This window comes from Sphingomonas sp., assembly GCF_039594485.1.
Taxonomy (GTDB): Bacteria; Pseudomonadota; Alphaproteobacteria; order Sphingomonadales; family Sphingomonadaceae; genus Sphingomonas.
In genome coordinates, this window is sequence record NZ_JBCNNI010000001.1 from 21,832 (window position 1) to 48,479 (window position 26,648).

The following is a 26,648-nucleotide window of genomic DNA, read 5'->3' on the forward strand; positions in this document are numbered from 1 at the left end:
TTCGCCCTTCTGGCCATGCCACTTGCCCTGTTGCCGCTGTCGGCGGCGCAGGCACATGCGATCGGCCCGGCGGTGCAGCAGGCGACAAACTGGACCGCGATCGGAATGTTCGCGGCCTTTGTCGCACTGACCCTGGCGATCACCCGCTGGGCCGCGCGGCGGACGCGGACCGCATCGGATTTCTATACGGCGGGCGGCGGCATCACCGGCTTCCAGAACGGGCTGGCGATCGCGGGTGACTTCATGTCGGCGGCCTCCTTCCTGGGCATTTCGGCGCAGATCTACGCCGATGGCTATGACGGGCTGATCTACTCGATCGGCTTCCTTGTCGGCTGGCCCATCCTGCTATTCCTGATGGCGGAGCGGCTGCGCAATCTCGGGCGTTTCACCTTTGCCGATGTGGCATCGTTCCGTTTCGCCCAGACGCCCGTGCGGATGGTCGCGGCCTGTTCGACATTGCTGGTCGTGCTGTTCTACCTCATCGCGCAGATGGTCGGGGCGGGCCAGTTGATCCGGCTGCTGTTCGGACTGCCCTATGGTTATGCCGTGGTCATCGTCGGCGTGCTGATGACCTTCTATGTGCTGTTCGGCGGCATGACCGCGACGACCTGGGTTCAGATCGTCAAGGCGATGATGCTGCTCGGCGCGGCCAGCTTCATGGCGATCGCGGTGCTGGCGCGGTTCGGATTCAGTCCCGAGGCGCTGTTCGCACGGGCGGTCGACGTGAAGACCGCGCTCGCCGCGCTTGCGGGGGCCGGACCCGACGAGGCGGTCGCCGGGGGCCGCGCGATCATGGGGCCGGGCGGGTTCATCAAGGATCCCGTCTCCGCCATCTCGATCGGCGCGGCCCTGATGTTCGGGACGGCGGGCCTGCCGCATATCCTGATGCGCTTCTTCACCGTGCCCGATGCCAGGGCGGCGCGCAGTTCGGTGCTGTGGGCGACTGGATGGATCGGCTATTTCTACATCCTGACCTTCGTGATCGGCTTCGGTGCGATCGTGCTGGTGGCGACCGATCCGGGCTTCCTGGATGCCGACGGGGCGCTCCGGGGTGGCAGCAACATGGCCGCCATCCATCTGGCGCAGGCGGTGGGTGGAAACCTGTTTCTCGGCTTCATCTCGGCGGTCGCCTTCGCGACGATCCTGGCGGTTGTTGCCGGGCTCACCCTGTCGGGCGCCTCGGCGGTCAGCCACGACCTCTATGCGACCGTCATCAAGCGCGGGGAGGTCGACTCGGCTTCGGAATTGCGGGTGTCGCGGATCACGGTACTTGCGCTCGCGGTGGTGGCTATCCTGCTGGGCATCGTGTTCGAGAAGCAGAATGTGGCCTTCATGGTGAGCCTCGCCTTCGCGCTCGCCGCCTCGGCGAATTTTCCGGTGCTGCTGCTGTCGCTGCTCTGGTCCGGCTGCACCACGCGCGGGGTGGTGGCCGGGGGTGTCGTGGGCCTGTCGACTGCGTTGGTGCTGACCATCCTGTCCCCCGCCATCTGGGTGAAGGTGCTGAGCCATGCCGAGCCAATCTTTCCCTATGGGTCGCCGACCATCTTCTCGATGCCGCTGGCATTCCTGACCATCTGGCTGGTGTCGGTCACCGATCGAAGCGGCCGTGCGGCGGTCGATAAGGCCGGTTACCCGGCACAGCGGGTTCGCTCGGAAACCGGAATCGGCGCGGCGGTGGCGCAGGATCACTAAGGGCCCCGGCCCGCTGTCCCGTAACGGGGCAGTGGGCCGGTGGTCGGATCGTTTCCGCCGGTGCCTTCCCGGTAAGCAAGGCGTTAACAAGGTCGCCATGAGACGCCGACTTGTCCTGACGACCCAAGCCGCCCGCCATCCTTTCCGGCAGAGCATGGCTGCGTCCTTGCAAGAACGCACGCGCCGGAACGACGAACAGGACCTGCGGCTGTTCGTGCTCAGCTTCACCGCCTTCTTCGTCTGTATCTACAGCATCCTGCCCTGAACGGGCGGGGTCAACCAGTCTGGACGCAACCCTCGTCGCAGGCGCGGTGCAGCCTTAGCGCGAGCCAGGCCGATATCAGGCACATCGCCGCCACGACGAACAGCATGTCCTCCGGCGTGACCCCCGCCGCGCTGATCCCGAACACCACGGCCGAACCGATCGTCATCGCAAAGCAATTGACGATATTATTGGCCGCGACGGTCCGCGCCGTCTGGTCCTTTTCGACTGTGGTGGTCAGGAAGGCATAAAGGGGGACGACGAACATGCCGCCCGTCGTGGCGATTGCCAGCAGCGTGGCGAGAATGCCGATCGCGCGGGGTTCCGCCATGAACGCCTGCCAACTGTACAGGCCACCATCGGGCGCCGGGTTCCAGTTCCGGCAAAGGAACGAGAACAGCACGACGAATGCACCCATCGCAACGACCGATATCGGCGAATAGCGCGCCGAAATCTCGCCCTTCAGCATCGTGTTGATGACGACGGACCCGATCGCCACCCCGACCGAGAAGATCGCAATCGCAAGGCTTGCCACCTCCTTGTCGGCGGTCAGGACATTCTTCACCAATGGCGGGAAGATGATGATCAACACCGAGCCGATCGTCCAGAAGAAGCTGATCGCGATGATCGCGAGGAACAGCCGCTTGATGTGCAGGGTGGCAGCGATCAGCCGCCATGACGCGGTGAATGGATTGAAGTTCAGAACTAAGGGCGGTCCCTCGCGGGGGGCAGGGGGAACCTGGCGCGCGGTGAACCAGCCGATGACCGCAACGACCAGCACGCCCGCAGCGGCCACCTCGATCGGCACCCAGCCCGCCACCACCGTACCGAGCAGGATGGCGAGATAGGTTCCCGCCTCGACAAGGCCGGTGCCGCCCAGGATATCGTCCGGCTCCAGATGCTGGGGCAGGATCGCATATTTGATCGGGCCGAAAAACGTCGAATGCACCCCGAGCGCCAGCACGGTTCCGAGCATCAGCCCCAGGCCGATATTGATATAGCCCGCCTTGGCGATCATCAGTCCCAGTGCGCCGACGATCATGATCCCGATCTCCGCCGTCTTCACGATTCGGATGATCCGCGCCTTGTCGTGGCTGTCGGCCAACTGACCCGACAGCGCCGATAGCAGCACGAAGGGAACGATCGACAGGCCCGTGGCCAGGGCATTGAAATTCGCTTCGGCATGGGCGTCGTTGAAGATCGCATAGGTCGCGAACAAGACCATCGACGTCTTGAACAGATTGTCGTTGAACGCGCCGAGAAACTGGGTGGAAAATAACGGCAGGAAGCGACGCCGCTTGAGAAGCCCGAGGGCATTGAGCATGACGAAAAATGGCCCGATCGTGGCAACAGGATGGCATCAACATAGCCATCGCAGCCCGCATCGCCAACCGTTTAAAGCGGTTTGTGATGGCGGGGCTTGTCGTTAGAAGGGCTTATGCTGACGCTGCCCAATCTGTTGACGCTCTCCAGAATCTTCGCCGTACCCCTGTTGGCGGGGCTGTTATGGCAACCCGACTGGACGGTCGGATATGGGGTGGCGTTCGTCCTTTATTGCCTGATGGGCATCACCGACTATTTCGACGGTTATCTGGCCCGGGCCAATGGCGCCGTGTCGAAACTGGGCATTTTTTTGGATCCGATCGCCGACAAGATCATGGTGGCATCGGTCATCCTGGTCCTCGTCGCGGTACAGGTGCTCAGCGGGGCGAGCGTGATCGCCGGCCTGATCATCCTGCTGCGCGAGATCGCGGTTTCGGGGCTTCGCGAATTTCTGGCGCAGTTGCAGGTTTCCGTCCCGGTATCGCGCCTCGCCAAGTGGAAGACGACGCTTCAGCTCGTCGCGCTGGGCGGGTTGATCCTGGGCGGTGCGTTGCCGGGCTGGCCCTGGGTGCAGATGGCGGCGCTCGCGGCCCTGTGGGGGGCCGCGGTCCTGACCCTGATCACCGGCTGGGATTATCTGCGCGTCGGCCTCAAGCATATGGATAGCTGATGCACCTGACGATCCTGTATTTCGCCTGGGTCCGGGAGCGGATCGGGCAGTCCGAAGAGGCCGTCACGCTGCCCGAAGGCGTCAGGACCATGGCCGATCTGATCGGCTGGCTCGCCGGGCGAGGTGGCGGCTATGCCGAGGCGCTGGCGGAGCCCGAGCGGCTGCGCGCGGCCGTGGACCAGAATTTCGTCGGGCTGGACGCGATGATCGGACATGCGCGTGAGGTGGCGATCTTTCCTCCGGTGACCGGCGGATGATCCGCATCCTCGTATCGCCCGATCCGATCGATACCATGGCGGAACTGACGCGGGTGGAGCAGGCCGGGGTCGGCGCGGTCGCCAGCTTCTGTGGACTGGTGCGGGCGGATGACGGTGTCGATCAGCTCGAACTCGAACATTATCCCGGCGCGACCGAGGCGGCGCTGGAGCGGATTGCCGGCGATGCCAAGGTCCGCTGGGCGCTGAACGCCGCGACCATCGTCCACCGGGTCGGACCGATGCGGCCGGGCGAACGCATCGTCCTGGTCGTGACGGCCAGCCCCCACCGGGCCGACGCGCTCGACGCCTGCGCCTATCTGATCGACCGTTTGAAGACCGATGCGCCCTTTTGGAAGCGAGAGACGCGGGGGGAGCAATCGCGCTGGGTCGATGCGCGTGCCAGCGACGACCATGCGGCGGAGCGCTGGAACCGGCGCTGATGCCAGAAAGGCGGAGCCGAAGCCCCGCCTTTCGCATGTCGATCGGTTGATATGGCTCAGCCGATCTTGGGCACGTTGATGCCGTTGGTCAGGTGGACGATGCCGTTGGTCGCGTTGACGTCCGCCTGGTCGACATAGGCCTTCTGGCCATTCACGTCAGTCAGCATGATATTGCCGTTGGGGCCAAGCTGCGCTGTCAGCGGCTGTCCGGCCAGCGTCGTCAACGTAGCGGTGCCGTTGCCGGCCGCAATCTGCGCCTTGAGCTGTTCGGCGGTCAGCTTGCCCGACACGACATGGTATTTCAGGATGGTGGCCAGCGTCGCCTTGGCGGCGGGCTGGCTCAGCGTGTCGAGCGCGCCCGGGGGCATGCGGCTGAACGCCTCGTTGCTGGGCGCGAAGACGGTGAAAGGGCCGGGCCCCGACAGGTCGGCGGTCAGGCCCGCTATGGCCACCAGCTTGGACAGCGTGCTGCGGTCCGGGGTGGCCGCCAGCACCTGGACGATCGTGCCAGTTGCAACAGGCGCGGTCTGGGCCGGTTGGGCCGGTGCCGGCGCGACGGGAGCCGCCGGTGCGGGGGCAGGGGTCGTCTGGGCCAGCACGGGGCCGGACAGGATGGTCGCCGAGGCAAGAATGGCGAAGGTCTTCAACATGAAAAGCATACTCCCGTTCTTCTGGCGGCGGAGCGCGCTGGCGCTGCGCCGCGATATGAAGGGCAGGTCACCCGATCCGGTAGCGAAACGGATGCCCCGCCGGGGGTAACGCATTTAATCCAGTTTCGGCACCAACACGCCGTTGACGATGTGGATCATGCCGTTCGCCTGGGACAGATCGCCCGCCTCGATATAGCTCTTGTTGCCGCTCGCGTCGGTCAGCGTGATGACCGATTGGGTCATGCTGAGCGTCAGGGGTTCGCCCTGTACCGTCATCAACGTCGCCGTACCGCCGCCCGCCGCGATCCGCTGGCGCAGGTCGTTCACCGTCACGGTGCCGTTCACCATATGGAAGCGCAGCACGCGAACCAGCGAGTCGCGGTTCGCGGGCTGGAGAAGCTGTTCCTGAATGCCGGGCGCCAGCCGCCCGAAGGCCTCGTTCGATGGGGCGAAGAGCGTGATCGGTCCCGGCCCGGCCAGTGCCGTGGTCAGCGAAGCCGCGCGGATCGCCGCGACCAGCGACGACAGCGATGGCGTGGCCGCCGCGTTGTCGAGAATGGTGCGGGTCGGCATCATGGGCTGGTCGGGGGCTGCCATGGGTTCGGCCGGGCCGGAGGCTGCGGGCGCTCCCGACGGAGTCGATGGGGCTTTGCGTACTTCGCGTCCGCCACCGCAACCGCCAAGGGTCGTCAGGGTAGCCATTGACAGGACCGCGAGCATCAGCCGGGCATAAGGTTTCATGGGCCGAATATCCTTGTCGGATGAAATGGGATCGAGCGCAAAGTCGTGCCCGCCGGAAGGTGAGGCGCGCCGTCGGGTCAGGCGGCCTCTGCCAGAACCTGGGCGAGCAGACGGAAATCCTTCTCGCGCGGACTGGCCCGGCGCCATACCAGGGCGATCTTGCGCATGGCATTTTCGGCGTCGAGCGGGCGCGCCGTGATATTCGTGTTGTCTAGGATGCCGGACCGCAGCGCCATTTCCGGCAGCATCGTCATGCCCAGGCCGTTGTCGACCATCTGGACGATCGTGTGGAGCGAGGTGCCCAGCATCGTCGCCTCGGCGCGCAATTCCGGCCGGTTGCAGGCGGCGAGCGCATGGTCCTTCAGGCAATGTCCGTCCTCTAGAAGGAGCAGCCGGTTCTCGTCGATCGCGGCGGCGGGAAAGGCGGGCGGCGGTGTGACATTCTCGTCCGTCGGAAAGGCGACGAACAACCGATCGTCGAACAGCGGTTCGGCGGTCACCTCGCCACAGGCGAAGGGCAGGGCGAGCAGCACGCAGTCGGTGCGTCCGTTGTGCAGCCGCTCGCAGGCCGGGCCGCTGGGCTCTTCGCGCAGGAACAGCTTCAGATCGGGATAATCCCGGCGCAGACGCGGCAGGATGCGGGGCAGCATGAAGGGCGCGATGGTCGGGATCACCGACATGCGCATCTCGCCCGACAGCGGGCGGCCGGCGGCGCGCGCCATGTCACCCAGTTCGTCCGCCTCGCGCAGCACCCGCCGCGCCTTGTCGGCGATGCGCTCGCCCAGCGGGGTGAAGCGGACGACTCGCCGGGTCCGCTCCACCAGCGTCACGCCGATCAGCGTCTCCAGTTCGCGCAGGCCCGCCGACAGGGTCGACTGGGTGACGAAGCACGCGTCGGCCGCGCGGCCGAAATGCCCATGGTCCTGCAGGGCCACGAGATATTGAAGCTGTTTCAGGGTCGGTAGATAGGTCGCGGCCATTGATCGTCTCAGTCGATTGCCATTTGACAAATAGCTTGTTGGATCAAACGCGCCAGTCCCCATATCCGTCGTCATAACGAATACAGGCGGGCAAGCCGCCGATCGGGATGAGGATGGCTGACGCCGAATTTTAAGAAGAAGAGGAGGCTCATTGCCATGTTGACCGTTGGAGACAAGCTCCCCGCATTCACCGTTCCCGTCCAGCAGGGGACCAACGCGCTCCCGGCTGGCGAGACGATCAGCGACACGTCCTATGAGGGCAAGTGGAAGGTGCTCTTCTACTGGCCGAAGGACTTCACCTTCGTCTGCCCGACCGAGATCGTCGGCTATTCCGAGCTGAAGGGCGATTTCGAGGATCGCGACGCCGTGCTGATCGGCGCGTCGACCGACACCGCGCACGTCCACCTGGCCTGGCGCAAGTCGGACCCGGATCTCGCCGCGGCCGATTTCCCCTGGATCGCCGACAATGGCCGCGTTCTCGCCGACGCGCTGGGCATCGTCGACAAGAATGAGCATGTCGCCTACCGCGCCACGTTCATCATCGACCCCGACAATGTGATCCAGCATGTCACGATCAACGGCCTGAACGTGGGTCGCAACCCGGCGGAGACGCTGCGTGTCCTCGACGCGCTGCAGACCGACGAGCTGTGCCCGTGCAACTGGAACAAGGGCGACGACGTCCTCCAGCTCGCGGCCGAGTAATCCCTGCCGCCGGGGGGCTTTGCTGTCCCTCGGCCACCCTTTTCGATGCCCCGGCGAGGGTTGCCGACGCTGATCGTCGGCGGCCCGGACTGGGGCGTCGTGTTTTTGGAGCCCTCTCATGTCGCTCAAGGAATTTGCCGGGCAACTGCCCGACTTCGCCAAGGACATCCGCCTCAATGTCGGATCGCTGCTTAACGAGCCGGTGCTGAACGACCAGCGCAAATATGGCCTGCTGCTCGCCTGCGCCCATGGTTCGGGCCACAAGCCGCTGGTCGAGGCGGCCGAAGCCGAATGCGCGCCCAAGCTGTCGCCCGAAGCCGCCAATGCGGCGCGTGCCGCGGCGGCGGTGATGGCGATGAACAACGTTTATTACCGCTTCACCCACCTGGCCGGGAACCAGGAATATCGGAACATGCCCGCCAAGCTGCGCATGAACGTGATCGGCGCGCCCGGCATCGACAAGATCGACTTCGAGCTGTTCAGCCTCGCGGTGTCGGCGATGAACGGTTGCGGGATGTGCATCGACGCGCACGAAGCCGTGCTGAAAAAGGCGGGCGTCTCGGCCGAGATTATCCAGAGCTCGGTGCGGATCGCGGCGGTCATGCAGGCTGTGGCGACGGTCCATTCGGCGATCGCCTGATCGGCCAAAGCCCCTCTCCCATGATGGGAGAGGGGTTCGCGATCGCCAGGCGTCAGGCGGACACCGCCTCGTACAGGCCCCAGAGGCTGGTCAGGGTCAGGATCACACCCACCAGCGCCAGCAGGGTCCGGGCCGGAACGCGCTTTGCGAGCATGGCCCCGAACGGCGCGGCGCAGATGCCGCCGATCAGCAGGCCCACGGTCGCCATGGTGAACGCTCCCCAGCCAAGCTGGCTGATAAAGGTCGCCGAAATCGTCACCGTCAGGAAAAATTCGGCGGTGTTGACCGTCCCGATCGTCGTGCGGGGCGCTGCGCCCTGGACGAGCAGGTTGGAGGTGACGACCGGCCCCCATCCGCCCCCGCCCGCCGCATCCAGGAACCCGCCGATCAGTCCCAGCGGCTCGACCACCCGGGGCTCGCGGCCAACTGCCTTGTGCCGCCACGCGCGGATCAGAAGATACAGGCCGATCCCGCTCAGATAGGCCAGGATGAACGGCTTCACCACCGCCGCATCGATGTTGGACAGGACATAGGCACCCAGTGCCCCGCCGATGACGCCGGGGATCATCAGGCGCAGGAACAGCCGCCAGTTGACGTTGCGATGGACCGCATGGCTGATCCCCGACACCGCGGTCGTGAACGTCTCGACGCTGTGCACGCCAGCCGAAGCGGCGGCGGGTGGCACGCCCAGGCTGATCAGCAGGGTGTTGGAAATCACCCCGAATGCCATGCCGAGCGCGCCGTCGACCACCTGCGCCGCAAAGCCGACGGCGATAAACGGCAGGACGTGGATCAGTTCGGTACTGGTCGGGTCCATCATCTCTCCTTAACGCTGACGACATTCCGGCCCATGCCGTGTCGGGGCCCGTGCCGCAACAAAGATAGACTTTGTGGCGGACGCTCGGGTTCCTCAGGTATCTGGAATTATGCAAAGGCCGTGCTTAAATGCCGGTATCGCATCTGGGGACATGCTCATGCCGAGCCGATTGGCCGCCTATCTTGATTCGATCCGAGCCCGCGATCCGGCGCCACATTCGCGCGCGGAGATCCTGCTTTATCCCGGTGTCTGGGCGCTGGCGGGCCATCGGGTTGCCCATCGCCTGTACCGTGCACGCGCCTTTTTCCTGGCGCGACTGGTCAACCACTTCACCCGGTTCCTCACTGCCATCGATATCCATCCGGGGGCAAAGATCGGGCGCAACTTCTTCATCGACCATGGTTTTGTCGTGATCGGAGAAACCGCCGAGATCGGTGACGACGTGACCATCTATCAATGCGTGACCCTGGGCGGGACCAGTCCCGACAATGGCGTGGCGGGCAAGCGGCACCCGACCCTGATGGACGGATCGATCATCGGGTCGGGCGCACAGGTGCTGGGCCCGATCACGGTCGGTCCGCGCGCCCGCATCGGTGCCAATGCGGTCGTGACGCGCGATGTGGCGGAAGGCGCGGTGATGGTCGGCATCCCGGCGCGCCCGACGATGGTCGAGGGTGGCGTGGCGCCGGAACGTCGCTTCGTTCCCTATGGCACGCCGTGTTCCGAGGTGTTCGATCCCCAGACCCAAAAGATCGAGATGCTGCGCTGCGAACTCGATACATTGCGGCGGCAGATCGACATGCTGCTGACTGAGCAGGAAGAGAAGCGCGATCGCGCCTGATGGGTGTCGTTCCCTTTCCCAAGGCCGCGGCGGGGCAGGTGGGGTTCGAGCGCGTCGAACTGAATCGCATTCTCGATCTGTACGGCCGGATGGTGGCGGCTGGCCATTGGCGTGATTATGCCATGGATCTGGGGCAGGAGGCGGCGGTCTTCTCGGCCTTCAGGCGGGCGGCGGAACGGCCCGAATATCGCATCGAGAAGCGGCCTGCGCTTCGCAATCGACAGGGCATGTGGGCCTTGATCGGGGAGGGGGGCGCGGTTCTCAAGCGCGGTCACGAACTTGGCCCGGTACTAGCCCCGGTCGAGCGGCGGCTGATGAAACTGGTCGAGGAATGAAAAACGCCGGTTCCCCGATCGGGGAACCGGCGTCATCCCGTAGCCGGGTGATCGACTATGGCTTACTTGCCGCCACGCTGGCGACACTGGTCATACTGACCCTTCTTGCAGATCGGATAGCTCTTCAGCGGGGCGGGAGCCGGATAGGCCTGTTCGGGGCTCGGCGCCTGCTTGAAGATCACCGGCGCGCCGGGGGCGGGGGGCGAAGCCATGGGTGGCTGAGCGGGCTGGTAGCCGCCGGCGGTCATCGTCGCCGCCGATGCTGCGGCATCGGCCTGCGCCGAACCCGTGGCATCGGTCTGTACCCCCGCCTGGGCGGTGGCGTCGGTCTGGGTCGTCTGGGCCAGAGCGGGCGTCGCCATCAAAGTGGTGGCGGCGAGAAAAACGAGCTTCATGCGAATCTCCTGTTCAGAAGCGCAAGTGCGATAGCGCGGTGGGGAGAACGCCCGATTGACCACTTGGCTCCCTTGTTTCGCATCCGACCCAATTCCAACGGGCTTTTAGGTCAGCCCCCCGCGTCGAGCGAATAACCCGCCGAGCGGACCGTGCGGATGATGTCGGGCCGATCGCCGATATTGATCGCCTTGCGCAGGCGGCGGATATGCACGTCGACGGTGCGGCTCTCGATATCCGAGTCATGTCCCCACACCGCATCGAGCAGCCGCTCGCGCGAGAAGACCCAGCCCGGATGCTCGAGGAAATGCTTGAGCAGACGGAATTCCGTCGGCCCGAGCGAGACGACCTCGCCCGCACGGCGGACCTTGTGGCCGACCGTGTCCATCTCGATATCGGCATAGCTCAGCGCTTCGCCGGCCAGCGCCGGGCGGACGCGACGCAGCACCGCGCCGACACGGGCGACCAGTTCGCGCGGCGAGAAGGGCTTGGTGACATAATCGTCCGCGCCCGTTTCCAGCCCGCGCACCCGGTCTTCCTCTTCTCCGCGTGCGGTCAGCATGATGATCGGCACATTCGCTGTGTCCGGCGAGCGGCGGAGGCGACGGCATACCTCGATCCCCGAAATCCCCTCGACCATCCAATCGAGGAGGACGATATCCGGCGTGCTTTCCCGCGCCAGCAGCAACGCCTCTTCGCCGTCGGGGGTGTGCGTGACCTCGAAATCCTCGCGCTTGAAGTGGAAGACGAGAAGCTCCGCCAGTGCGGCGTCGTCTTCGACCAGCAACATCTTTACCCGTGCCATCGTGCCTGTTCCTTCAAGAAGGCCAAGTACCGCCGCGGTCCCGCTCGCCCATTTGCGTGCCGGTGGCGGCGAAATAGACCATTTCCGCGACGTTGGTCGCATGGTCACCGATCCGTTCGAGATTCTTGGCGATGAACAGCAGGTGCGCGACCTGCCCGATCGTCCTGGGATTCTCGACCATATGGGTGACGAGCGTGCGGAAAATGGAATCGTAGAAATCGTCGAGCGCATTGTCGCTGTCGCGTACCCGGACGGCCGCCTCGGCATCGCGCGCGGCAAAGGCGTTCAGCACGTCATGGACCATCGCCGAGGCGATCCGCGCCATGGCCGGCAGAATCGAGACGGGCTCGATCCGATCCTCGCTCTCGATCATCGGCACGCGCTTGGCGATGTTCTTGGCATAGTCGCCGATCCGCTCGACGACGCTGGCGATCTTGAGCGCGGCGACGACCTCGCGCAGGTCATTGGCCATGGGGGCCCGGAGCGCGATGGTCCGCACCGCCAGCCGCTCCACCTCGGCCTCGATCAGGTCGATCGCCTTGTCGTCCTCGCGGACCTTGCGGGCCAGTTCCAGATCGGAACGTTGCAGCGCCCTGATGGCGTTGGCGATCGCCTCCTCGGCCAATCCGCCCATCTGGCTGATCAGCCCGCGCAACCGGCCGATATCGTTGTCAAAGGCTTTTACGGTGTGGTCCATGATCCTCGTCCTCAGCCGTATCGGCCCGTGATATAGTCCTTGGTCCGCTCTTCCCTGGGGTTCGTGAAGATGTCGGACGTCTTTCCGTACTCGACGAGCGTGCCGAGGTGGAAGAAGGCGGTACGCTGGGAGACGCGGGCAGCCTGCTGCATGTTGTGGGTGACGATCGCGATGGCGTAGCGCCCGCGCAGGTCGTGGATGAGTTCCTCGATACGCGCGGTCGCGATGGGATCGAGCGCGCTGCACGGCTCGTCCATCAGGATGACTTCGGGGTCGACGGCGATGGCGCGGGCGATGCACAGCCGCTGCTGCTGGCCGCCCGACAGCGCGGTTCCGCTTTCCGACAGACGGTTCTTCACCTCGTTCCACAGGCCGGCCCGGGTCAGCGAGCGCTCGACGATCATGTCCAGTTCGCCGCGTGAGGTCGCGAGGCCATGGATGCGCGGGCCATAGGCCACATTCTCATAGACCGACTTGGGGAACGGATTGGGCTTCTGGAACACCATCCCCACACGTGCGCGGAGCTGCACCACGTCCATGTCGGGGGCATAGATATCCTGCCCGTCGAGCCGAACGTCCCCCGATACGCGCGCCGTGGGAATGGTGTCGTTCATCCGGTTGAGCGTGCGCAGGAAGGTCGACTTGCCGCACCCAGAGGGACCGATGAATGCGATGACGTGATCCATCTCGACATCGATCGAGATGTCGCGAAGGGCCTGCTTGTCGCCATAGGACACGCTGACGTTGCGTGCGGTTATCTTGGGGTTGCTCACCAGCGGGTCTCGAACCGATTGCGGAGATAGATGGCCAGCCCGTTCATCGCGAGCAGGAAGACGAGAAGAATGATGATCGCGGCCGACGTCTTTTCGATGAAGCCATGGTCGACCTGATCGGACCAGAGGAAGATCTGTACCGGCAGGACGGTCGCGGGATCGGTCAGCCCGCGCGGGGGCGCGGCGATGAAGGCGCGCATGCCGATCATCAGCAGCGGGGCGGTCTCGCCCAGCGCGCGCGCCATGCCGATGATCGTGCCGGTCAAGATGCCCGGCAGCGCAAGCGGCAGGACATGGTGGAAGATGACCTGTACCCGCGACGCCCCGATCGCCAGCGCGGCGTCGCGGATCGACGGCGGGACCGCCTTGATCGCATTGCGCCCCGCGATGACGATGACGGGCATCGTCATCAGCGCGAGGGTCAGGCCGCCGACCAGCGGCGCGGAGCGGGGCAGGCCGAACGTGCCCAGGAACACCGCCAGTCCCAGCAACCCGAAGATGATCGAGGGCACCGCCGCCAGATTGTTGATCGACACCTCGATCAGATCGGTCCAGCGGTTCTTGGGCGCATATTCCTCGAGATAAAGCGCGGCCAGCACGCCGATCGGGAAGGCGAGCACGAGCGTGACCAGCATGGTGAGCAGCGACCCCTTGGCCGCCCCCCAGATGCCGACGCGCGTCGGATCGGTCGCATCGGCGTCGGTCAGGAAATTCCAGTTCCAGCCGGTCGTCAGCACACCCCTGGCCCGCAACCGGGCGACTACGGCCTCGGCCTCCGGCGTGCCCACGCCCTTGGCCGCCACATCGTAACGACTGGCGACCGGCAGGGCGAAGGAGGCCGTCCGCCGGAGGAGCGTCGGATCGGCCTTCACCGCATCGCGCACCACGATCCATGCGCCTGGCGAAAGCAGGTCGGCGCCGTCCGCCCCGAACGTGCGGCTCGCCGCCGTCTCGACCGCGTCTTCCAGCCCCGCTCCGGCGAGCGCCAGATCGGCGCCGCGTCCCTTCAACCGCCCCGGTTCGACGGGAAGTTCGGCGGCGGCGAGATTGACCGGCATCGTCACCTGCGTCTCGGTAAAGCCCCGCAGGCCCTGCGCCAGCATCACGATCAGCAGAAAGGCGAGGAAGGCGGCCGACAGCGAGACGGCGGCCAGCCCCAGCAGCCGGAACCGACGCTCCGCCGCATAGCGCCGCCGCAGCCGCCGCGCCATCGCCGGATCGTCCCAGTGCGAGGAGGCGGGCCCCTTAGTCATAGGTTTCCCGATACCGCTTCACGACCGTCAGGGCGATGATGTTGAGGAGCAGGGTGATGAGGAACAATGTCAGGCCCAGCGCAAAGGCGGCCAGCGTCTTGGGGCTGTCGAACTCCGCCTCTCCGGTCAGCAGGTCGACGATCTGCCGCGTCACCGTGGTCGTGCTGGCAAAGGGATTGGCGGTCAGGGTGGCGACGCCGCTGGCGGCCATGACGACGATCATCGTCTCGCCGATCGCGCGACTTACCGCCAGCAGCACGCCGCCGACCACGCCGGGAAGCGCGGCGGGCAGCATGACGCGGGTGATCGTCTCCGATGCGGTGGCGCCCAGCGCCAGGCTGCCGTCGCGCATCGCGTCGGGCACGGCGGCCAGACTGTCGTCCGCCATGGACGACACGAACGGGATGATCATCACCCCCATGACCAGTCCTGCCGCCAGCGCGCTTTCGGACGAGGCCCAGTCGATGCCGATCGCGACCGCCAACTGTCGCACGGCGGGCGCGACGGTAAGCGCCGCGAAATACCCGTAGACGACGGTGGGAATGCCTGCGAGCACCTCCAGCATCGGTTTCATGATGCGGCGCGCGCGCGGGGCGGCATATTGGGTGAGGTAGATCGCGCTCATCAGGCCGAAGGGGATGGCGACCGTCATCGCGATCACCGCCCCGATGAAGAAGGTTCCCCAGAACAGTGGTACCGCGCCCAGCGACGCGCCGGGATCGCGCGGGTCGATCACCTGTGGGCTCCAATGCGTGCCGAACAGGAAATCGGTGACGGGCACGACCGAGAAGAAGCGTCCGGCCTCGTACAGAAGCGACGCGACGATACCCGCCGTCGTCAGGATCGCGATGAGCGAGGCCGCCAGCAACAGGCCGAGCACGACCCGCTCGATCCGTGTCCGCGCCGAGAAATCGGGACGGACACGCAGATAGGCATAGGCGCCCCCCGCAAGCCCCAGCAGCAGGACGATCGCGGTCGCGGTCCAATCGGCCCGGGTCTGCGCCACGGAATAGGCGGGCGCGAGCAGCTTGGACAAGGGATGGAACGCGCCGTAAGCGCGTCCGGCCGCCAGTGCCCGCGCTTCGGACAGGATCGCCGCGCGCTCGAAGCCCGGCGCGGGCAGCCCGGCGGCAGCCGGGGTCGAGAGCACCATGTCCGTCACCAGCGCGGGTGAGGTCGAGGCCCAGACCGCCAGAAACAGAAGCGGCGGCACCGCCGTCCACAGTGCGACATACCAGCCATGATGATGGGGCAGCGAACTGACCCGCACACCGGCGCGCCGTCGAAAGCCCAGCGCGCGCATCCGCGTCGTGGCCCAGGCGATGACACCCAGCCCGACGACCAGGACAAGGAGGATCGCCCCGTTCATGACGGCAGTGTCGCCGGGTCCAGCGGGATTTCACCGGCAATCACCGCACGGGCCCGCGCCTGGGTCGCCTGCGGTGAGGCGATCAGGCCGCGTCGTACCAGCGGACCACCCTGTCCCCAGTTTTCGGCATAAAGCGCCAGGAACCGGCGCAGGCCGGGAATGGCGTCCAGATGCCCCTTTTTCACATAAAGATAGAGGGGGCGGGAACCGGGATAACGATCGGCGGCGATCGCCTGATAGGTCGGGGCGACACCATTGATGCTGACGCCGTTCACCGTCGTCCGGTTCTCCTCCAGATAGGAATAGCCGAACACGCCGATGGCATTGGGATTGGACTGGAGCTTCTGGACGATCAGATTGTCGTTCTCGCCCGCATCGATATAGGCACCGTCGTCGCGGATCCGGGCGCAGAATTGCCGGTGCGCTTCGGGATCGCGCGCCGCCAGCGCCGCCGCGTTGGGCTCGACGGCATCACAGCCCTTCATCAGGATCAGTTCGGCCAGCGCGTCGCGGGTGCCGCTGGTCGCGGGCGGGCCATAGACCTGGATCGGAATGGCGGGCAGCGCGGGATTGACGTCGTGCCACGTCCGCGCGGTGTTGGCACGCCCACCCGGGCGCGCCGCCAACGCACGATAAATGTCGGCGGTGGTCAGGTTCATCCGCGGCCCCCGCTTCGATTCCGCGAAGGCGATACCGTCGATCCCGATCGGGATTTCGAGGATCGAGGAGGCACCATGCGCGGCGCATTCGCGATATTCCGCCGCCTTCATCCGGCGCGAGGCGTTCTCCAGGTCTGGATGGCCCGCGCCCAGCCCCGCGCAGAACAGTTTCATGCCTGCACCCGTGCCGGTCGATTCGATCACGGGCGCCTTGGCGTCGGGGTCCGCCGCGACGAAACGCTCGGCGACGATGGTGGTGAAGGGGTAGACGGTCGATGACCCGACCGCCGTGATCTGATCCCGCACACCCGCGCCGCCGCCATTGGCCTGATCGTGACAGGCCGCCAGCGTCAGGATCGCGGCGATGAGGCAGGGCAGGCGCATTCACTTCCTTATGTCATCGAACCCGGTGCGGGCCGGCGTGCGGACCGACATGCGGACTGGCGCTGCCATGCCCGCCGGACCCCCGTGTGACATTTCTATTGCTCTTTTGTGACAATGGTCTCGATCGCCGGCTTGTCGGGCGACTTCAGCGGAGGGAGGCGGACGGTGACGGTGCTGCCGACGCCAACCTCGCTGGCGATTTCCAGGCGTCCGCGATGCCGCTCGACGATATGCTTGACGATCGCCAATCCCAGGCCGGTGCCACCCAATGTCCGGCTGCGCCCTGAATCGACACGATAGAAGCGCTCGGTCAGCCGGGGCAGATGCCCTGCCGCGATCCCCTCGCCACGGTCCGCCACCGCCAGCCGCAGCATCGGACCGTCGCGATCCAGCGTGACGGTGACGGGCGTGTCCGCCCGGCCATATTTCATCGCATTGCCGATCAGATTGTGCAGCATCTGCGACAATTGCGCCCGGTCGCCCGCAATCGGTGGCAGCGTCTCCGCAATATGGCACTGGATATCCGAGGCGCGCGTCGACCCCGAGTCGAGCAGTTCCTCCCAGACATGATGGATCACTTCGCCCAGATCGACCGGCTGCGCGGGCAGGCGATATTTGTCTGCCTCGATCCGGCTGAGCGAGATCAGATCCTCGACCAGCCGTTGCATCCGCCTGGCCTCGTCGAACATGACCTTCAGGAAGCGGGCACGGATTTCCGCATCCTCGCCCGCCTCGTCGCCCAGCGTTTCGATGAAGCCCAGGATCGAGGCCAGCGGCGTGCGCAACTCATGGCTGGCATTGGCCACGAAATCGACCCGCATCCGCTCGGCGACGTCCTGCCCGGTCTGGTCGATCAGATGGACGATGCGCTGGCCGCCCGTCGTGTCGGCGATGCGCATCTCCCAACGCTGGTCGAGCGAGCCCAGGCCGACAAGCGAAATGGGCTGGTCCGGCTCTGTCGGGCCGCCCGTCAGCAGGCGTTCGGCGGCGGCTGGGTGACGGATCGCGATGCGGGCATCATCGCCGACGATATGCGCGCCCAGCAACTGGCGGGCGGCGCGATTGGCCAGTACGACCCGCCCCCGTTCGATCAGCAGGACTGGCTCGACGATCGCGTCCAGCGCCTCTTCGAGCAGTGGCGATACCGGATCCTCGCGGTCGTCGGGCGCACCATCACCCTCGTCGCTGCTCGGTTGCCCGTCACTGGCGACGAGCGCGGCGGCTATCCCCCCGATCAAAGCGATGATCGCCGGCGCAGGCCCCGCGGTCAGAAAGATGACGGCGGCGGCGACGACCGCGACGACGAGGGCCCATAAGGTACGGATGCCGAATCCCATGATGCGCCGATGTAGCGGTCCGGGCGCGACCTGTCTTCCCTCCCGAACCGGGCCGGGTGGGGACCGATCAGCCGCTTGTCGGCCCAGTGGGAATATGGGAAAGTAGCATGGACATGGACGATATCCCGACGCCCGCTACTGCGACCGAAGACGATGCACGCTCCGCCGACGGCGCGACCACGCGCCGGATGCTGATGCTGGGGGCGGTCGGGACGAGTGCGGTGGTCGCGATCCGTCCGGCCCTGGCGCAGACGGCCGGATCGGTCCTGACCTGCGAAATCCCGGTTCCCGATCCGGGACGGGCGGGCAGCTACATCGCGCGCGACGGATCCACCGTGCCCGCGCGGACCCAGGGGGCCTTCGCGCCACCCGGCCGGCCCTATACCGGCGAGGAAGTCCGGCGCGCTTTGCAGGGCGGGATGTTGCCTAACTCCGATGTTTCCAGCAACCGGGCCTATCTGAACTATATCCGGCGCTTGCAGCGGGGGCAGGGCGGTTTCACCTGCTATGCCTCGTTGCAGATGCCTGGCAACTGAGCATCGTGCCCGGTCCGCGCTATCGCGCGGCGGCGGCGGATCAGGTGCTGGTCGAGCCGCTGGACCTGTTCACGGCCATATTCCACCGTCCCTCCGGCATCACGCACCTGCTGACCGAGCCGGCGCCGCAGATCCTGGCCGTGCTGGCGCAGGAGCCGCTCGATGCCGAGGAATTGCTCGCCCGTCTTGCGCGCGATTACGAGCTGGGCGATGGCGAGGGTGCGGAGCTTCTCGCCGAACGGTTGGGCGAGCTGGAGGCGGCCGGACTGGTCGACCGGGTGTGAGATACCGGCTTTCCCTTAAGGTAGGGCCGGTCGGCTTTCGTATCGGGTCGGACTGGCCCGCGCCTGTCGAGGCGCTGGATGCGCTCTATCACGATTATCCCCGCCCGGCCTTTACCGACTATACCGTCCGGCTCGAAGCCCATGCCCCGTGGCGGCGCTGGTTCCGACCCTCGGTCCATATCGGTGGCGATTTTCGTTTGCCCGAAGCCGCGCCCTTGCCGCTGTCGCAGGGACTGCTGGCCGCCGAGTTGGGGATGAACCTGCAGATGGCGCTGGGGCATCATCGCCACCTGCTTCTCCACGCTTCGGTGGTGGAAAGCGGCGGACGCGCGATCATCATGAGTGGTGTGTCGGGCGCGGGGAAATCGACCCTTTCGCTGTTGCTGGCGCAGCGTGGCTGGCGCTTTCTGGGCGATGAGTTCGCACTGATCGATCCGGCCAGCGGGCTCGCCATGCCCTTTCCCAGGCCGATCAGCCTGAAGAACGAAAGTCTGGCGATGATCCCGCCAGATGGCCGCGCCGGCCCCCTGCTGACGGGAACGCCCAAGGGGCGGATTCGCCATGTCGCTCCCGATGTCGCGGCGATCGCGGCGATGGACGAGCCCGCGCGTCCCGCGCTGCTGCTGTTTCCGCGTTTCGGCTTCCCGATCGCCAGTCGTCCGCTTCCTCCCGCCGAGACCTTTGTGCGGCTGACCCAGGCGTCGACCAACTATATGGCCCTGGGGGAGGCGGGGTTCCGTGCGCTTGTTCGCTTGCGCGCCTCGGTTCCGGCGGTCGCGCTGGACTATCCCGATGGTCCAAGCGGCGTGGCGGCGGTGGAGGCGCTGTGGCACGCGCTTTGACCGCCCTGGAGCAATTGGTGCGGTTGCTGCGCGAGCCGGACGCGGCGTTGACGCTGGCGGCGGCCGCCTGGCCCGATATCCTGACCGCCGCGCGGGCGGAACGCTTGCTGGGAAGCCTGGCCTTTCGGCTGGATGGGCTGGCGCTGCCGGGTGATGTCGTTGCCTGCCTGAACGATGCCCGGCAGGACGCGGAACAGGGTCGGCGAACCGCGCTTTGGGAGGCGGATCGCGTCGCTCATGCCCTCGCGCCGCTGGGATGTCCGGTCATTCTCCTGAAAGGAACGGCGTTCGTCGCTGCCGGGCTGGCCGCCGGGCAGGGGCGGTCGATCGGGGATTGCGACATCCTGTTGCCCCGTCATCTCCTGTCGCGAGCCGAGGCGTTGCTGATCGCGGCGGGGTGGGAATGGGTGAAGTCGGACCCGTATGACGACTTTTACTACCGGCGCTGGATGCACGAACTGCCCCCGCTGATCCACCGCGACCGCGATCACATGCTGGACGTGCACCACAGCATCCTGCCTTTGACAGCGAAGGCGAAACCCGATGCGGATGCGCTGACGGCGGCGGCGGTGAACCTGAACCGGGGTCTGGCCGTGCTGTCCCACCCGGACATGATCGTCCATGCCGCCGCGCATCTCTTTGCCGATGGCGACCTGTCGGGCGGCCTGCGCAACCTGTGGGACATTCACGCGCTGGTCGTGGAGGGAGGCATGCAGGGCGTCGCGGAGCGCGCGCGCCACCATGGCCTGTTTTCCGCCATGGCCCGGGCGATGCGGTTGAGCCACGCGATCTTCGGTACGCCGGTGCCATCCGAATGGCGGAGCCTTGCCGGAATCGACCGGCTATACCGGCGTCGGATAATGGCGCGAGACGGATGGGGGCGCGGGCGGCATCCCATCACCCGTTTCGCATTCTATGTCCGCTCGCACCTGATCCGCATGCCGATACCGCTTCTGCTGCGGCACCTATGGATCAAATGGCGGAAAGGGACAGCCGCTCCAGCGCCGGGATGAGCGCATCGTAATGATCGATGACCGCATCGGCGCCCATCGTGTCGACCGGCTGGCTGAGAAAGCCAAACGAACAGGCGACGACAGGCAGCCCGGCGGCATGCGCGGCCTGCACGTCGAACATCGAATCCCCGACAAAGGCCGCGCGGCCGCCACCGCATCGCTCGACCAAGGACTGGATGGGAACGGGCGAGGGCTTGGCCACGCCCAGCGTATCGCCGCCGATGATCGCGGCGAACCGGTCTGCCAGCCCCAGATCGTTGAGGATGGCCCGCGCGAAGCGCTCCAGCTTGTTGGTCATGATGCCCATCGTCACGCCCTGAGCCGCCAACTCGTCCAGGGCCTCAAGCACGCCCGGGAAGGGGCAGGTGTGGACGGACAGATTGGCCTCGTAATGGTCCAGCAACCGGCGGTGAAGCGTGTCCAGCGTCTCATCGTCGACCCCGCCCGTCGCGGCCAGCCCATGTTCCAGCATCCGACGGGCCCCGCCGCCGATCATCGGCTTGACCACCTCGACGCTCAACGTCGGGCGTCCGATCGATGCCAGGGCGTGATTGACCGCCGCCGCCAGATCGCCGCTGGTGTCCAGCAACGTTCCATCCAGATCGAAGCCGACGATGGAGTAGGGAAAACGACGGAATGAATTTGCGTCCATGATCGGCCTCGATGGAATAGTCTGGCTGGCCTTGGCAAGAAATCCATGGCAGGCGCAACCATCATGACGAGACCAGTCGCCGCCATCATCCTCGCCGCGGGCAAGGGCACCCGCATGAAATCGGACCTGCACAAGGTTCTGCATCCCATCGCCGGGCGGCCGATGCTACTCCACCTGATCGACAGCGTCGGCGGTCTTTCGCCCGAACGTGTGGTGGTGGTGACGGGAGCGGGGCGCGAACAGGTCGAGGCGGCGGTCGCACCGCTGGGCATCGGTACGGCATTGCAGGCGGAGCAACTCGGCACCGGCCATGCGGTGGCGCAGGCGCGCGATGCGCTGGCTGGCTTCCAGGGTGATGTGCTGATCCTGTACGGCGACGTGCCGTTGGTCGAAACGGCGACGATGCGGCGGATGATCGATCGGCTGGCGGCGGACGACGCTCCGGCGGCTGTCGTGCTGGGCTTCCGCCCGGTCGACCCGGCCGCTTATGGCCGGGTGATCGCCGATGTCGAAGGCCGGATCGATCGGATGGTCGAATTCAAGGATGCCAGTCCTGAGGAGCGGGCTGTAACGCTTTGCAATTCCGGGCTTATGGCGGTTCGTTCGGAGGATCTGTTCGGCCTGCTCGAACGGGTCGGCAACGACAATGCGGCGGGTGAATATTATCTGCCCGATATCGTGATGCTGGCGGCGGGCGACGGCCGTCACTCCGCGGTGATCGAGACGGGCGCCAGCGAGGTGGCGGGCGTCAACAGCCGGGCCGAGCTGGCGGCGGTGGAAGGCGACTGGCAGACGCGCCGCCGGGCCCGCGCAATGGCGGAGGGCACGACACTGGTCGCGCCGGAGACGGTGTGGTTTTCGCACGACACCGTGATCGGTCGCGATGTCGTGATCGAACCGCATGTCGTGTTCGGCCCAGGCGTCCGGGTGGCCGATGGTGTGGCGATCCACGCCTTCAGCCATTTGGAAGGTGCGACGGTCGCCGGTGGCGCGGATATCGGCCCCTATGCACGCCTCCGTCCCGGCGCGGACGTGCGCGAAGGCGCGCGGGTCGGCAATTTCGTCGAGATGAAGAAGGCGGTTCTGGGGCCCGGCGCCAAGGCTAACCATCTGACCTATCTGGGCGATGCCGAGGTCGGCGCGGGCGCCAATATCGGCGCGGGCACGATCACCTGCAATTATGATGGCTTCCTGAAATATCGCACGGTGATCGGCGAGGGGGCGTTCATCGGCTCCAACTCCGCGCTGGTTGCGCCGGTTCGGATCGGCGCGGGCGCGATCGTCGGTGCCGGAGCGGTCATCACCAGTGATGTGGAGGCCGATGCGCTGGCGCTGGTCCGCGCCGAGCGGCAGAGCAAGCCCGGTTGGGCAAAGCGTTTTCGCGAGATGATGACGGCCAAGAAGGCCGCGAAGAAGAGCGGGGAGTAAGGCGTATGTGCGGTATCGTGGGCATTTTGGGTGGCGAAGATGTGGCCGAGCGACTGCTCGATGGGCTGCGTCGGCTGGAGTATCGCGGTTATGACTCGGCGGGCATCGCGACCATCGACCATGGCGCGATCGAGCGGCGGCGCGCCTCGGGCAAGCTGATCAATCTGGCCAAGGAACTGGCGGCGCATCCGCTGCCCGGGGCGATCGGCATCGCCCATACCCGTTGGGCGACGCATGGCGGCCCGACGACCAACAACGCCCATCCACACGCGACCGATCACGTCGCGGTCGTCCACAACGGCATCATCGAGAATTTCAAGGCGCTGCGCGACGAGCTGATCGGGCGTGGCCGCGTCTTCACCAGCGAGACCGATACCGAGGTCGTCGCGCATTTGGTCAGCGAGAAGGTCGAGCAGGGCCTCGATCCCGTGACCGCCGTTCGCGACGTCCTGCCTCGGCTGCATGGGGCCTTCGCACTCGCCATCCTGTTCCGTGATCAGCCCGACCTGCTGATCGGCGCACGGCTGGGTTCGCCGCTTGTCGTGGGTTATGGCGACGACGAGACCTATCTCGGCTCGGACGCGCTGGCGCTGGCCCCGCTGACCCAGCGCATCGCCTATCTGGATGAGGGCGACTGGGTTGTCTGCACCCGTGAGGGCGCACAGGTCTATGACCGCGACAACAACCCTGTCGAGCGGCCGGTTACCCTGTCCGGCGTCACCGGCGCGCTGATCGACAAGGGCAATCACCGTCATTTCATGCAGAAGGAAATCTACGAGCAGCCGATCGTCGTCGCCCAGACTCTCCGCTCATATCTCCAGCGACTGGAAGGCCGGATCGCGCTGCCGATCCCGGAATTCGACCTGTCGGGCATCAAGCGCGTCACCATCGTCGCCTGCGGCACCAGCTTCTTTGCGGGCATGGTCGCCAAATACTGGTTCGAGCAGTTCGCGCGGGTGCCGGTCGACCTCGATGTCGCGTCCGAATTTCGGTATCGCGCGCCCGTCATGGAGCCGGGCGGGTTGATGATCGTCATCAGCCAGTCGGGCGAGACGGCCGACACGCTGGCGGCCCTTCGCCATGCCAAGGCCGAGGGACAGACGATCGCGGCCGTCGTCAACGTGCCGACCAGCTCGATGGCGCGCGAGGCGGACCTGCTGCTGCCAACCCATGCCGGGCCGGAGATCGGTGTCGCCTCGACCAAGGCGTTCACCTGCCAGTTGAGCGTGCTGGCCGCGCTTGCCGCCAACCTTGCCAAGGCCAAGGGGCGTCTGTCGGCGGATGACGAACGCCAGATCGTTCGCCATCTGGCCGAGGCGCCCGCCGCGATCAATGGCGCGCTGGCCTATGACGAGGCGATCGAGGGTATGGCGGGCGCGATCGCGGGTGCCCGCGATGTCCTGTATCTGGGCCGGGGCACCGATTATCCGCTGGCGCTGGAGGGTGCGCTCAAGCTGAAGGAGATCAGCTACATCCATGCCGAGGGCTATGCGGCGGGTGAGATGAAGCACGGTCCGATCGCGCTGATCGACGAATCCGTGCCCGTTATCGTCATTGCTCCCTCCGGCCCGCTGTTCGAAAAGACCGTTTCGAACATGCAGGAGGTCCAGGCGCGCGGCGGCAAGGTCGTGTTGATCTCCGACTATGACGGGATCGAGGCGGCGGGCCAGGGCTGTATTGCAACGATCACCATGCCCAAGGTACATCCGCTGATCGCGCCGATCGTCTATGCGGTTCCGGTCCAGTTGCTCGCCTATCATGTGGCGGTGGCGAAGGGGACCGATGTCGACCAGCCGCGTAACCTCGCCAAAAGCGTCACCGTGGAGTGACACTCTAGCGAAACTGTCCATTTACGTCACTTTAAGCGTCTCTTGTTACCATTGGCTCGTTTATTTGGTATTGACGGGCCGATGGTGACCTCATGCGTATCCTGATCGTAGACGACGAGCCTGCGGTCCACGACAGCTACGCTCTCTGCTTTTCTGGCTTTGGCGATGACCGGGGCAGTGCTCGCTACGCGATCGACGCGATGGCGGCCGACCTGTTCGGCGAGGGTGAGGATGTCGTGTCCGAGGCCGGGGTCTCGTTCGAGCCCTGTCACTGCTATCAGGGTGCGGACGCCGTCGATGCGGTCGAGCGATCGCTGGCCGATGGCTGCCCCTTCGCGGTCGCCTTTATCGACATCCGCATGCCGCCGGGGATCGACGGGCGCGAGACTGCGCGCCGGATCCGCGCGCTCGACCCCGATATCAACCTGGTTATCGTCACGGGCTATTCCGATTTCACGCCGGTCGCGATCAGCAAGGTGGCGGGCCCGGCGGACAAGATATTCTACATCGCCAAGCCGTTTGAAATCGCGGAGATCACACAGACGGCGATCGCGCTCGGCCGACGCTGGCGCAACGACCGCGAGCTGGAAGAGGCGCGCGCGCTTCTCGCGGCGCAGGTCATCACGCTGCAGGAGAAGACCGCGGAGTTGGTGGCGAACGAAAGTCGCGCCATCCATGTCGCGATGCATGACCCGCTGACCGATGCGCCAAACCGGACGGCCTTTCTTCGGGGATTGAACGAGCGAGGGCGGATGCCGGGTCGCTTCGTCACTGCGATGCTCGATCTCGACCGCTTCAAGCAGGTCAACGACACGCTGGGCCATTTGGCGGGCGACACGCTGATCCGTGAAATCTGCAAGACAATTCAGCATAGCGCACCGGAGAAGGCGATGGTCGCACGGCTGGGTGGCGACGAGTTCGGCCTGTCCTTCGATGTGGAGGGCGAGGCCGAAGCGGTCGCGGCGTGCGAACGGATCGTGGCGGCATGCGCGCGGACCTTCAGCATTCTCGGCCATTCGGTCCGATGCGGCGCATCCTGTGGCCTGGTGATGAGCGAAGGGTGCAACGAACACGACCTGGCCGATCTCGTCCGGCAAGCCGATATGGCGCTGAACGATGCCAAGCGGTCTGGTCGCGGGATCGTCCGGGTCTTCGACGCGTGCATGGACGAGAGTATCCGGGTTCGGCGCAGGGTCGAGGCGGGATTGACCCAGGCGATCGCACGCGACGAACTGAGCCTGGCATTCCAGCCGATCGTGGGGCGTGACCGTCTGGAGATTGTCGGGTTCGAGGCGCTGGTCCGCTGGACGACGGCCGAGCATGGCGCGGTCAGCCCGGCCATCTTCATCCCCATCGCCGAGGAGAGCAATCTGATCCACGAACTGGGTGACTGGGCGCTCGATCGGGCCCTGGCCGAGGTCCGGCATTGGCCCGACCAATATGTCTCGGTGAATTTCAGCCCGATCCAGTTCCGGCGATCACATTTCGTCGGCCATGTCCTCGACAGCGTTCGCAGGGCGGGCGTCGATCCTGGCCGGGTCCAGATCGAAATTACCGAAACCGCGATATTTGACGACGCCGAACATGCGGCGCAGACCTTGTGCAAGCTGCGCCGATTGGGGTTCAGGATCGCGCTCGACGATTTCGGCACGGGCTATTCCAGCCTTTACAACATCCGCAAATTCGCGCTCGACAGCCTCAAGATCGACCGCAGCTTCATTGATGGGATGGGACGGGAGCGGGAATCGGCGGCGATCGTCCATTCGATCATCCATCTCGGCCGCGCACTGGGCCTGGGCGTCGTGGCCGAAGGCGTGGAGACGGCCGCACAGGCGCAGGCGTTGCGCGTCGCGGGCGCCAGCCATCTTCAGGGCTTCCTGTTTTCGAAGCCTGTTCCCGCCGCGGAGGCCCGGGAACTGGCGATCCGGGGTCGCCTGACGATGGGGGGCGATGACGGGGAGGGGATTTCGACGGACCAGGCCAGCCGTTACGTCCTGGGTTGATCGACATGCGCAATGTCATGCGATGGACTGCGTCCGGTTTC

At 65.9% G+C, this 26,648-nt stretch carries 29 protein-coding genes; 15 read left to right on the forward strand and 14 right to left on the reverse strand.

All coding sequences use genetic code 11. The features are described from left to right. Positions 1–15 precede the first annotated feature (15 nt). Complete coding sequence (locus ABDV78_RS00115; protein WP_343525307.1) at positions 16–1,692, forward strand: cation acetate symporter; 1,677 nt, start codon at positions 16–18, stop codon at positions 1,690–1,692. 275 nt (positions 1,693–1,967) lie between these two features. Here ABDV78_RS00115 and ABDV78_RS00120 read toward each other — a convergent pair whose 3' ends face one another. Next, positions 1,968–3,278 (reverse strand): MFS transporter, encoded by a 1,311-nt coding sequence (locus ABDV78_RS00120; protein ID WP_343525097.1) that lies wholly within the window; start codon positions 3,276–3,278, stop codon positions 1,968–1,970. A 114-nt stretch (positions 3,279–3,392) separates the two neighbouring features. On the opposite strand from ABDV78_RS00120, the gene pgsA reads away from it, so the two are divergent. The 3 genes from pgsA to ABDV78_RS00135 are packed head-to-tail and all read left to right on the forward strand — an operon-like array spanning position 3,393 to position 4,644. Further along, complete coding sequence (gene pgsA, locus ABDV78_RS00125; RefSeq protein WP_343525098.1) at positions 3,393–3,947, forward strand: CDP-diacylglycerol--glycerol-3-phosphate 3-phosphatidyltransferase; 555 nt, start codon at positions 3,393–3,395, stop codon at positions 3,945–3,947. Beyond that, entirely contained in the window at positions 3,947–4,204 is a 258-nt protein-coding gene (gene moaD / locus ABDV78_RS00130) for a molybdopterin converting factor subunit 1 (RefSeq protein WP_343525099.1), read from the forward strand. Before pgsA ends, moaD begins: the two co-directional genes overlap by 1 nt. Continuing rightward, positions 4,201–4,644 (forward strand): molybdenum cofactor biosynthesis protein MoaE, encoded by a 444-nt coding sequence (locus tag ABDV78_RS00135; RefSeq protein ID WP_343525100.1) that lies wholly within the window; start codon positions 4,201–4,203, stop codon positions 4,642–4,644. The genes moaD and ABDV78_RS00135 overlap by 4 nt, the downstream gene beginning before the upstream one ends. Positions 4,645–4,700: 56 nt before the next feature. On the opposite strand, the gene ABDV78_RS00140 is transcribed toward ABDV78_RS00135, so the two are convergent. The 3 genes from ABDV78_RS00140 to ABDV78_RS00150 all read right to left on the reverse strand — a co-directional run bounded on the left by ABDV78_RS00140 (position 4,701) and on the right by ABDV78_RS00150 (position 7,015). After that, a complete protein-coding gene (locus tag ABDV78_RS00140) occupies positions 4,701–5,294 on the reverse strand; it encodes a fasciclin domain-containing protein (protein ID WP_343525101.1) in 594 nt (197 codons plus the stop codon). 114 nt (positions 5,295–5,408) lie between these two features. Further along, the gene (locus ABDV78_RS00145) at positions 5,409–5,870 is read right to left on the reverse strand and encodes a fasciclin domain-containing protein (protein WP_343525102.1); all 462 of its coding nucleotides are present in this window, start codon (positions 5,868–5,870) and stop codon (positions 5,409–5,411) included. Positions 5,871–6,112: 242 nt separating this feature from the next. Continuing rightward, a complete protein-coding gene (locus ABDV78_RS00150; RefSeq protein ID WP_343525103.1) occupies positions 6,113–7,015 on the reverse strand; it encodes a hydrogen peroxide-inducible genes activator in 903 nt (300 codons plus the stop codon). A gap of 156 nt (positions 7,016–7,171) precedes the next feature. On the opposite strand from ABDV78_RS00150, the gene ABDV78_RS00155 reads away from it, so the two are divergent. Continuing rightward, positions 7,172–7,717, forward strand: a complete 546-nt coding sequence (locus tag ABDV78_RS00155; protein ID WP_042488670.1) for a peroxiredoxin — start codon at positions 7,172–7,174, stop codon at positions 7,715–7,717. Positions 7,718–7,835: 118 nt separating this feature from the next. Continuing rightward, positions 7,836–8,357 (forward strand): carboxymuconolactone decarboxylase family protein, encoded by a 522-nt coding sequence (locus tag ABDV78_RS00160; protein WP_343525105.1) that lies wholly within the window; start codon positions 7,836–7,838, stop codon positions 8,355–8,357. Positions 8,358–8,409: 52 nt separating this feature from the next. On the opposite strand, the gene ABDV78_RS00165 is transcribed toward ABDV78_RS00160, so the two are convergent. Then, positions 8,410–9,174 (reverse strand): sulfite exporter TauE/SafE family protein, encoded by a 765-nt coding sequence (locus ABDV78_RS00165; RefSeq protein WP_343525308.1) that lies wholly within the window; start codon positions 9,172–9,174, stop codon positions 8,410–8,412. A 157-nt stretch (positions 9,175–9,331) separates the two neighbouring features. Between ABDV78_RS00165 and epsC the strand changes: the two genes are divergently transcribed. Then, positions 9,332–10,015: a serine O-acetyltransferase EpsC gene (gene epsC / locus ABDV78_RS00170; protein WP_343525106.1), complete on the forward strand. Its 684-nt coding sequence runs from the start codon at positions 9,332–9,334 to the stop codon at positions 10,013–10,015. Then, positions 10,015–10,350, forward strand: coding sequence for a DUF2794 domain-containing protein (locus ABDV78_RS00175; protein ID WP_343525107.1), 336 nt, complete (start codon positions 10,015–10,017; stop codon positions 10,348–10,350). The genes epsC and ABDV78_RS00175 overlap by 1 nt, the downstream gene beginning before the upstream one ends. Positions 10,351–10,412: 62 nt before the next feature. Here ABDV78_RS00175 and ABDV78_RS00180 read toward each other — a convergent pair whose 3' ends face one another. The 8 genes from ABDV78_RS00180 to ABDV78_RS00215 all read right to left on the reverse strand — a co-directional run bounded on the left by ABDV78_RS00180 (position 10,413) and on the right by ABDV78_RS00215 (position 18,020). Next, complete coding sequence (locus ABDV78_RS00180; RefSeq protein WP_343525108.1) at positions 10,413–10,745, reverse strand: hypothetical protein; 333 nt, start codon at positions 10,743–10,745, stop codon at positions 10,413–10,415. A 110-nt stretch (positions 10,746–10,855) separates the two neighbouring features. Further along, entirely contained in the window at positions 10,856–11,548 is a 693-nt protein-coding gene (phoB, locus tag ABDV78_RS00185) for a phosphate regulon transcriptional regulator PhoB (protein ID WP_343525109.1), read from the reverse strand. A 13-nt stretch (positions 11,549–11,561) separates the two neighbouring features. Continuing rightward, complete coding sequence (phoU, locus tag ABDV78_RS00190; RefSeq protein WP_343525110.1) at positions 11,562–12,245, reverse strand: phosphate signaling complex protein PhoU; 684 nt, start codon at positions 12,243–12,245, stop codon at positions 11,562–11,564. Positions 12,246–12,256: 11 nt separating this feature from the next. Further along, complete coding sequence (gene pstB / locus ABDV78_RS00195) at positions 12,257–13,018, reverse strand: phosphate ABC transporter ATP-binding protein PstB (protein WP_343525111.1); 762 nt, start codon at positions 13,016–13,018, stop codon at positions 12,257–12,259. Then, entirely contained in the window at positions 13,015–14,229 is a 1,215-nt protein-coding gene (pstA, locus tag ABDV78_RS00200) for a phosphate ABC transporter permease PstA (protein WP_343525309.1), read from the reverse strand. The genes pstB and pstA overlap by 4 nt, the downstream gene beginning before the upstream one ends. A gap of 34 nt (positions 14,230–14,263) precedes the next feature. Beyond that, a complete protein-coding gene (pstC, locus tag ABDV78_RS00205; protein ID WP_343525112.1) occupies positions 14,264–15,640 on the reverse strand; it encodes a phosphate ABC transporter permease subunit PstC in 1,377 nt (458 codons plus the stop codon). Continuing rightward, positions 15,637–16,683 (reverse strand): substrate-binding domain-containing protein, encoded by a 1,047-nt coding sequence (locus tag ABDV78_RS00210; RefSeq protein ID WP_343525113.1) that lies wholly within the window; start codon positions 16,681–16,683, stop codon positions 15,637–15,639. Before ABDV78_RS00210 ends, pstC begins: the two co-directional genes overlap by 4 nt. Before the next feature lie 95 nt (positions 16,684–16,778). Continuing rightward, positions 16,779–18,020, reverse strand: a complete 1,242-nt coding sequence (locus tag ABDV78_RS00215; RefSeq protein ID WP_343525114.1) for an ATP-binding protein — start codon at positions 18,018–18,020, stop codon at positions 16,779–16,781. Positions 18,021–18,208: 188 nt separating this feature from the next. Between ABDV78_RS00215 and ABDV78_RS00220 the strand changes: the two genes are divergently transcribed. From ABDV78_RS00220 to ABDV78_RS00235, 4 genes are read left to right on the forward strand one after another with little or no spacing between them, the layout of a single operon-like run. Further along, entirely contained in the window at positions 18,209–18,556 is a 348-nt protein-coding gene (locus ABDV78_RS00220) for a hypothetical protein (RefSeq protein ID WP_343525310.1), read from the forward strand. Positions 18,557–18,561: 5 nt separating this feature from the next. Next, positions 18,562–18,840, forward strand: coding sequence for an HPr-rel-A system PqqD family peptide chaperone (locus ABDV78_RS00225; RefSeq protein WP_343525116.1), 279 nt, complete (start codon positions 18,562–18,564; stop codon positions 18,838–18,840). Next, positions 18,837–19,682: an HprK-related kinase A gene (locus ABDV78_RS00230; RefSeq protein ID WP_343525117.1), complete on the forward strand. Its 846-nt coding sequence runs from the start codon at positions 18,837–18,839 to the stop codon at positions 19,680–19,682. The genes ABDV78_RS00225 and ABDV78_RS00230 overlap by 4 nt, the downstream gene beginning before the upstream one ends. After that, positions 19,667–20,695 carry a nucleotidyltransferase family protein gene (locus ABDV78_RS00235; RefSeq protein ID WP_343525118.1) on the forward strand — a complete coding sequence of 343 codons (1,029 nt, stop codon included), beginning with the start codon at positions 19,667–19,669 and terminating at the stop codon, positions 20,693–20,695. The genes ABDV78_RS00230 and ABDV78_RS00235 overlap by 16 nt, the downstream gene beginning before the upstream one ends. Here the strand turns inward: ABDV78_RS00235 and ABDV78_RS00240 are convergent. Beyond that, positions 20,655–21,347 (reverse strand): HAD-IA family hydrolase, encoded by a 693-nt coding sequence (locus ABDV78_RS00240; RefSeq protein WP_343525119.1) that lies wholly within the window; start codon positions 21,345–21,347, stop codon positions 20,655–20,657. The genes ABDV78_RS00235 and ABDV78_RS00240 overlap by 41 nt on opposite strands. A gap of 60 nt (positions 21,348–21,407) precedes the next feature. Between ABDV78_RS00240 and glmU the strand changes: the two genes are divergently transcribed. From glmU to ABDV78_RS00255, 3 genes are all read left to right on the forward strand, one after another. Continuing rightward, positions 21,408–22,775, forward strand: a complete 1,368-nt coding sequence (gene glmU / locus ABDV78_RS00245; protein WP_343525311.1) for a bifunctional UDP-N-acetylglucosamine diphosphorylase/glucosamine-1-phosphate N-acetyltransferase GlmU — start codon at positions 21,408–21,410, stop codon at positions 22,773–22,775. 5 nt (positions 22,776–22,780) lie between these two features. Further along, positions 22,781–24,604 (forward strand): glutamine--fructose-6-phosphate transaminase (isomerizing), encoded by a 1,824-nt coding sequence (gene glmS, locus ABDV78_RS00250; RefSeq protein WP_343525120.1) that lies wholly within the window; start codon positions 22,781–22,783, stop codon positions 24,602–24,604. A gap of 92 nt (positions 24,605–24,696) precedes the next feature. After that, on the forward strand, positions 24,697–26,607 hold the full coding sequence (locus ABDV78_RS00255) for an EAL domain-containing protein (RefSeq protein WP_343525123.1): 1,911 nt from the start codon (positions 24,697–24,699) through the stop codon (positions 26,605–26,607). The last annotated feature ends 41 nt before the right edge of the window (positions 26,608–26,648 follow it).

Excerpts from the sequence above, each read along its gene's own strand:
- ABDV78_RS00115 (WP_343525307.1), top strand. The coding sequence starts at position 16 with ATGCCACTTGCCCTGTTGCCGCTGTCGGCGGCGCAGGCACATGCGATC.
- ABDV78_RS00120 (WP_343525097.1), bottom strand. The coding sequence starts at position 3,278 with ATGCTCAATGCCCTCGGGCTTCTCAAGCGGCGTCGCTTCCTGCCGTTA.
- pgsA (WP_343525098.1), top strand. The coding sequence starts at position 3,393 with ATGCTGACGCTGCCCAATCTGTTGACGCTCTCCAGAATCTTCGCCGTA.
- moaD (WP_343525099.1), top strand. The coding sequence starts at position 3,947 with ATGCACCTGACGATCCTGTATTTCGCCTGGGTCCGGGAGCGGATCGGG.
- ABDV78_RS00135 (WP_343525100.1), top strand. The coding sequence starts at position 4,201 with ATGATCCGCATCCTCGTATCGCCCGATCCGATCGATACCATGGCGGAA.
- ABDV78_RS00140 (WP_343525101.1), bottom strand. The coding sequence starts at position 5,294 with ATGTTGAAGACCTTCGCCATTCTTGCCTCGGCGACCATCCTGTCCGGC.
- ABDV78_RS00145 (WP_343525102.1), bottom strand. The coding sequence starts at position 5,870 with ATGATGCCGACCCGCACCATTCTCGACAACGCGGCGGCCACGCCATCG.
- ABDV78_RS00150 (WP_343525103.1), bottom strand. The coding sequence starts at position 7,015 with ATGGCCGCGACCTATCTACCGACCCTGAAACAGCTTCAATATCTCGTG.
- ABDV78_RS00155 (WP_042488670.1), top strand. The coding sequence starts at position 7,172 with ATGTTGACCGTTGGAGACAAGCTCCCCGCATTCACCGTTCCCGTCCAG.
- ABDV78_RS00160 (WP_343525105.1), top strand. The coding sequence starts at position 7,836 with ATGTCGCTCAAGGAATTTGCCGGGCAACTGCCCGACTTCGCCAAGGAC.
- ABDV78_RS00165 (WP_343525308.1), bottom strand. The coding sequence starts at position 9,174 with ATGGACCCGACCAGTACCGAACTGATCCACGTCCTGCCGTTTATCGCC.
- epsC (WP_343525106.1), top strand. The coding sequence starts at position 9,332 with ATGCCGAGCCGATTGGCCGCCTATCTTGATTCGATCCGAGCCCGCGAT.
- ABDV78_RS00175 (WP_343525107.1), top strand. The coding sequence starts at position 10,015 with ATGGGTGTCGTTCCCTTTCCCAAGGCCGCGGCGGGGCAGGTGGGGTTC.
- ABDV78_RS00180 (WP_343525108.1), bottom strand. The coding sequence starts at position 10,745 with ATGAAGCTCGTTTTTCTCGCCGCCACCACTTTGATGGCGACGCCCGCT.
- phoB (WP_343525109.1), bottom strand. The coding sequence starts at position 11,548 with ATGGCACGGGTAAAGATGTTGCTGGTCGAAGACGACGCCGCACTGGCG.
- phoU (WP_343525110.1), bottom strand. The coding sequence starts at position 12,245 with ATGGACCACACCGTAAAAGCCTTTGACAACGATATCGGCCGGTTGCGC.
- pstA (WP_343525309.1), bottom strand. The coding sequence starts at position 14,229 with ATGGCGCGGCGGCTGCGGCGGCGCTATGCGGCGGAGCGTCGGTTCCGG.
- pstC (WP_343525112.1), bottom strand. The coding sequence starts at position 15,640 with ATGAACGGGGCGATCCTCCTTGTCCTGGTCGTCGGGCTGGGTGTCATC.
- ABDV78_RS00210 (WP_343525113.1), bottom strand. The coding sequence starts at position 16,683 with ATGCGCCTGCCCTGCCTCATCGCCGCGATCCTGACGCTGGCGGCCTGT.
- ABDV78_RS00215 (WP_343525114.1), bottom strand. The coding sequence starts at position 18,020 with ATGGGATTCGGCATCCGTACCTTATGGGCCCTCGTCGTCGCGGTCGTC.
- ABDV78_RS00220 (WP_343525310.1), top strand. The coding sequence starts at position 18,209 with ATGCTGATGCTGGGGGCGGTCGGGACGAGTGCGGTGGTCGCGATCCGT.
- ABDV78_RS00240 (WP_343525119.1), bottom strand. The coding sequence starts at position 21,347 with ATGGACGCAAATTCATTCCGTCGTTTTCCCTACTCCATCGTCGGCTTC.
- glmS (WP_343525120.1), top strand. The coding sequence starts at position 22,781 with ATGTGCGGTATCGTGGGCATTTTGGGTGGCGAAGATGTGGCCGAGCGA.
- ABDV78_RS00255 (WP_343525123.1), top strand. The coding sequence starts at position 24,697 with ATGCGTATCCTGATCGTAGACGACGAGCCTGCGGTCCACGACAGCTAC.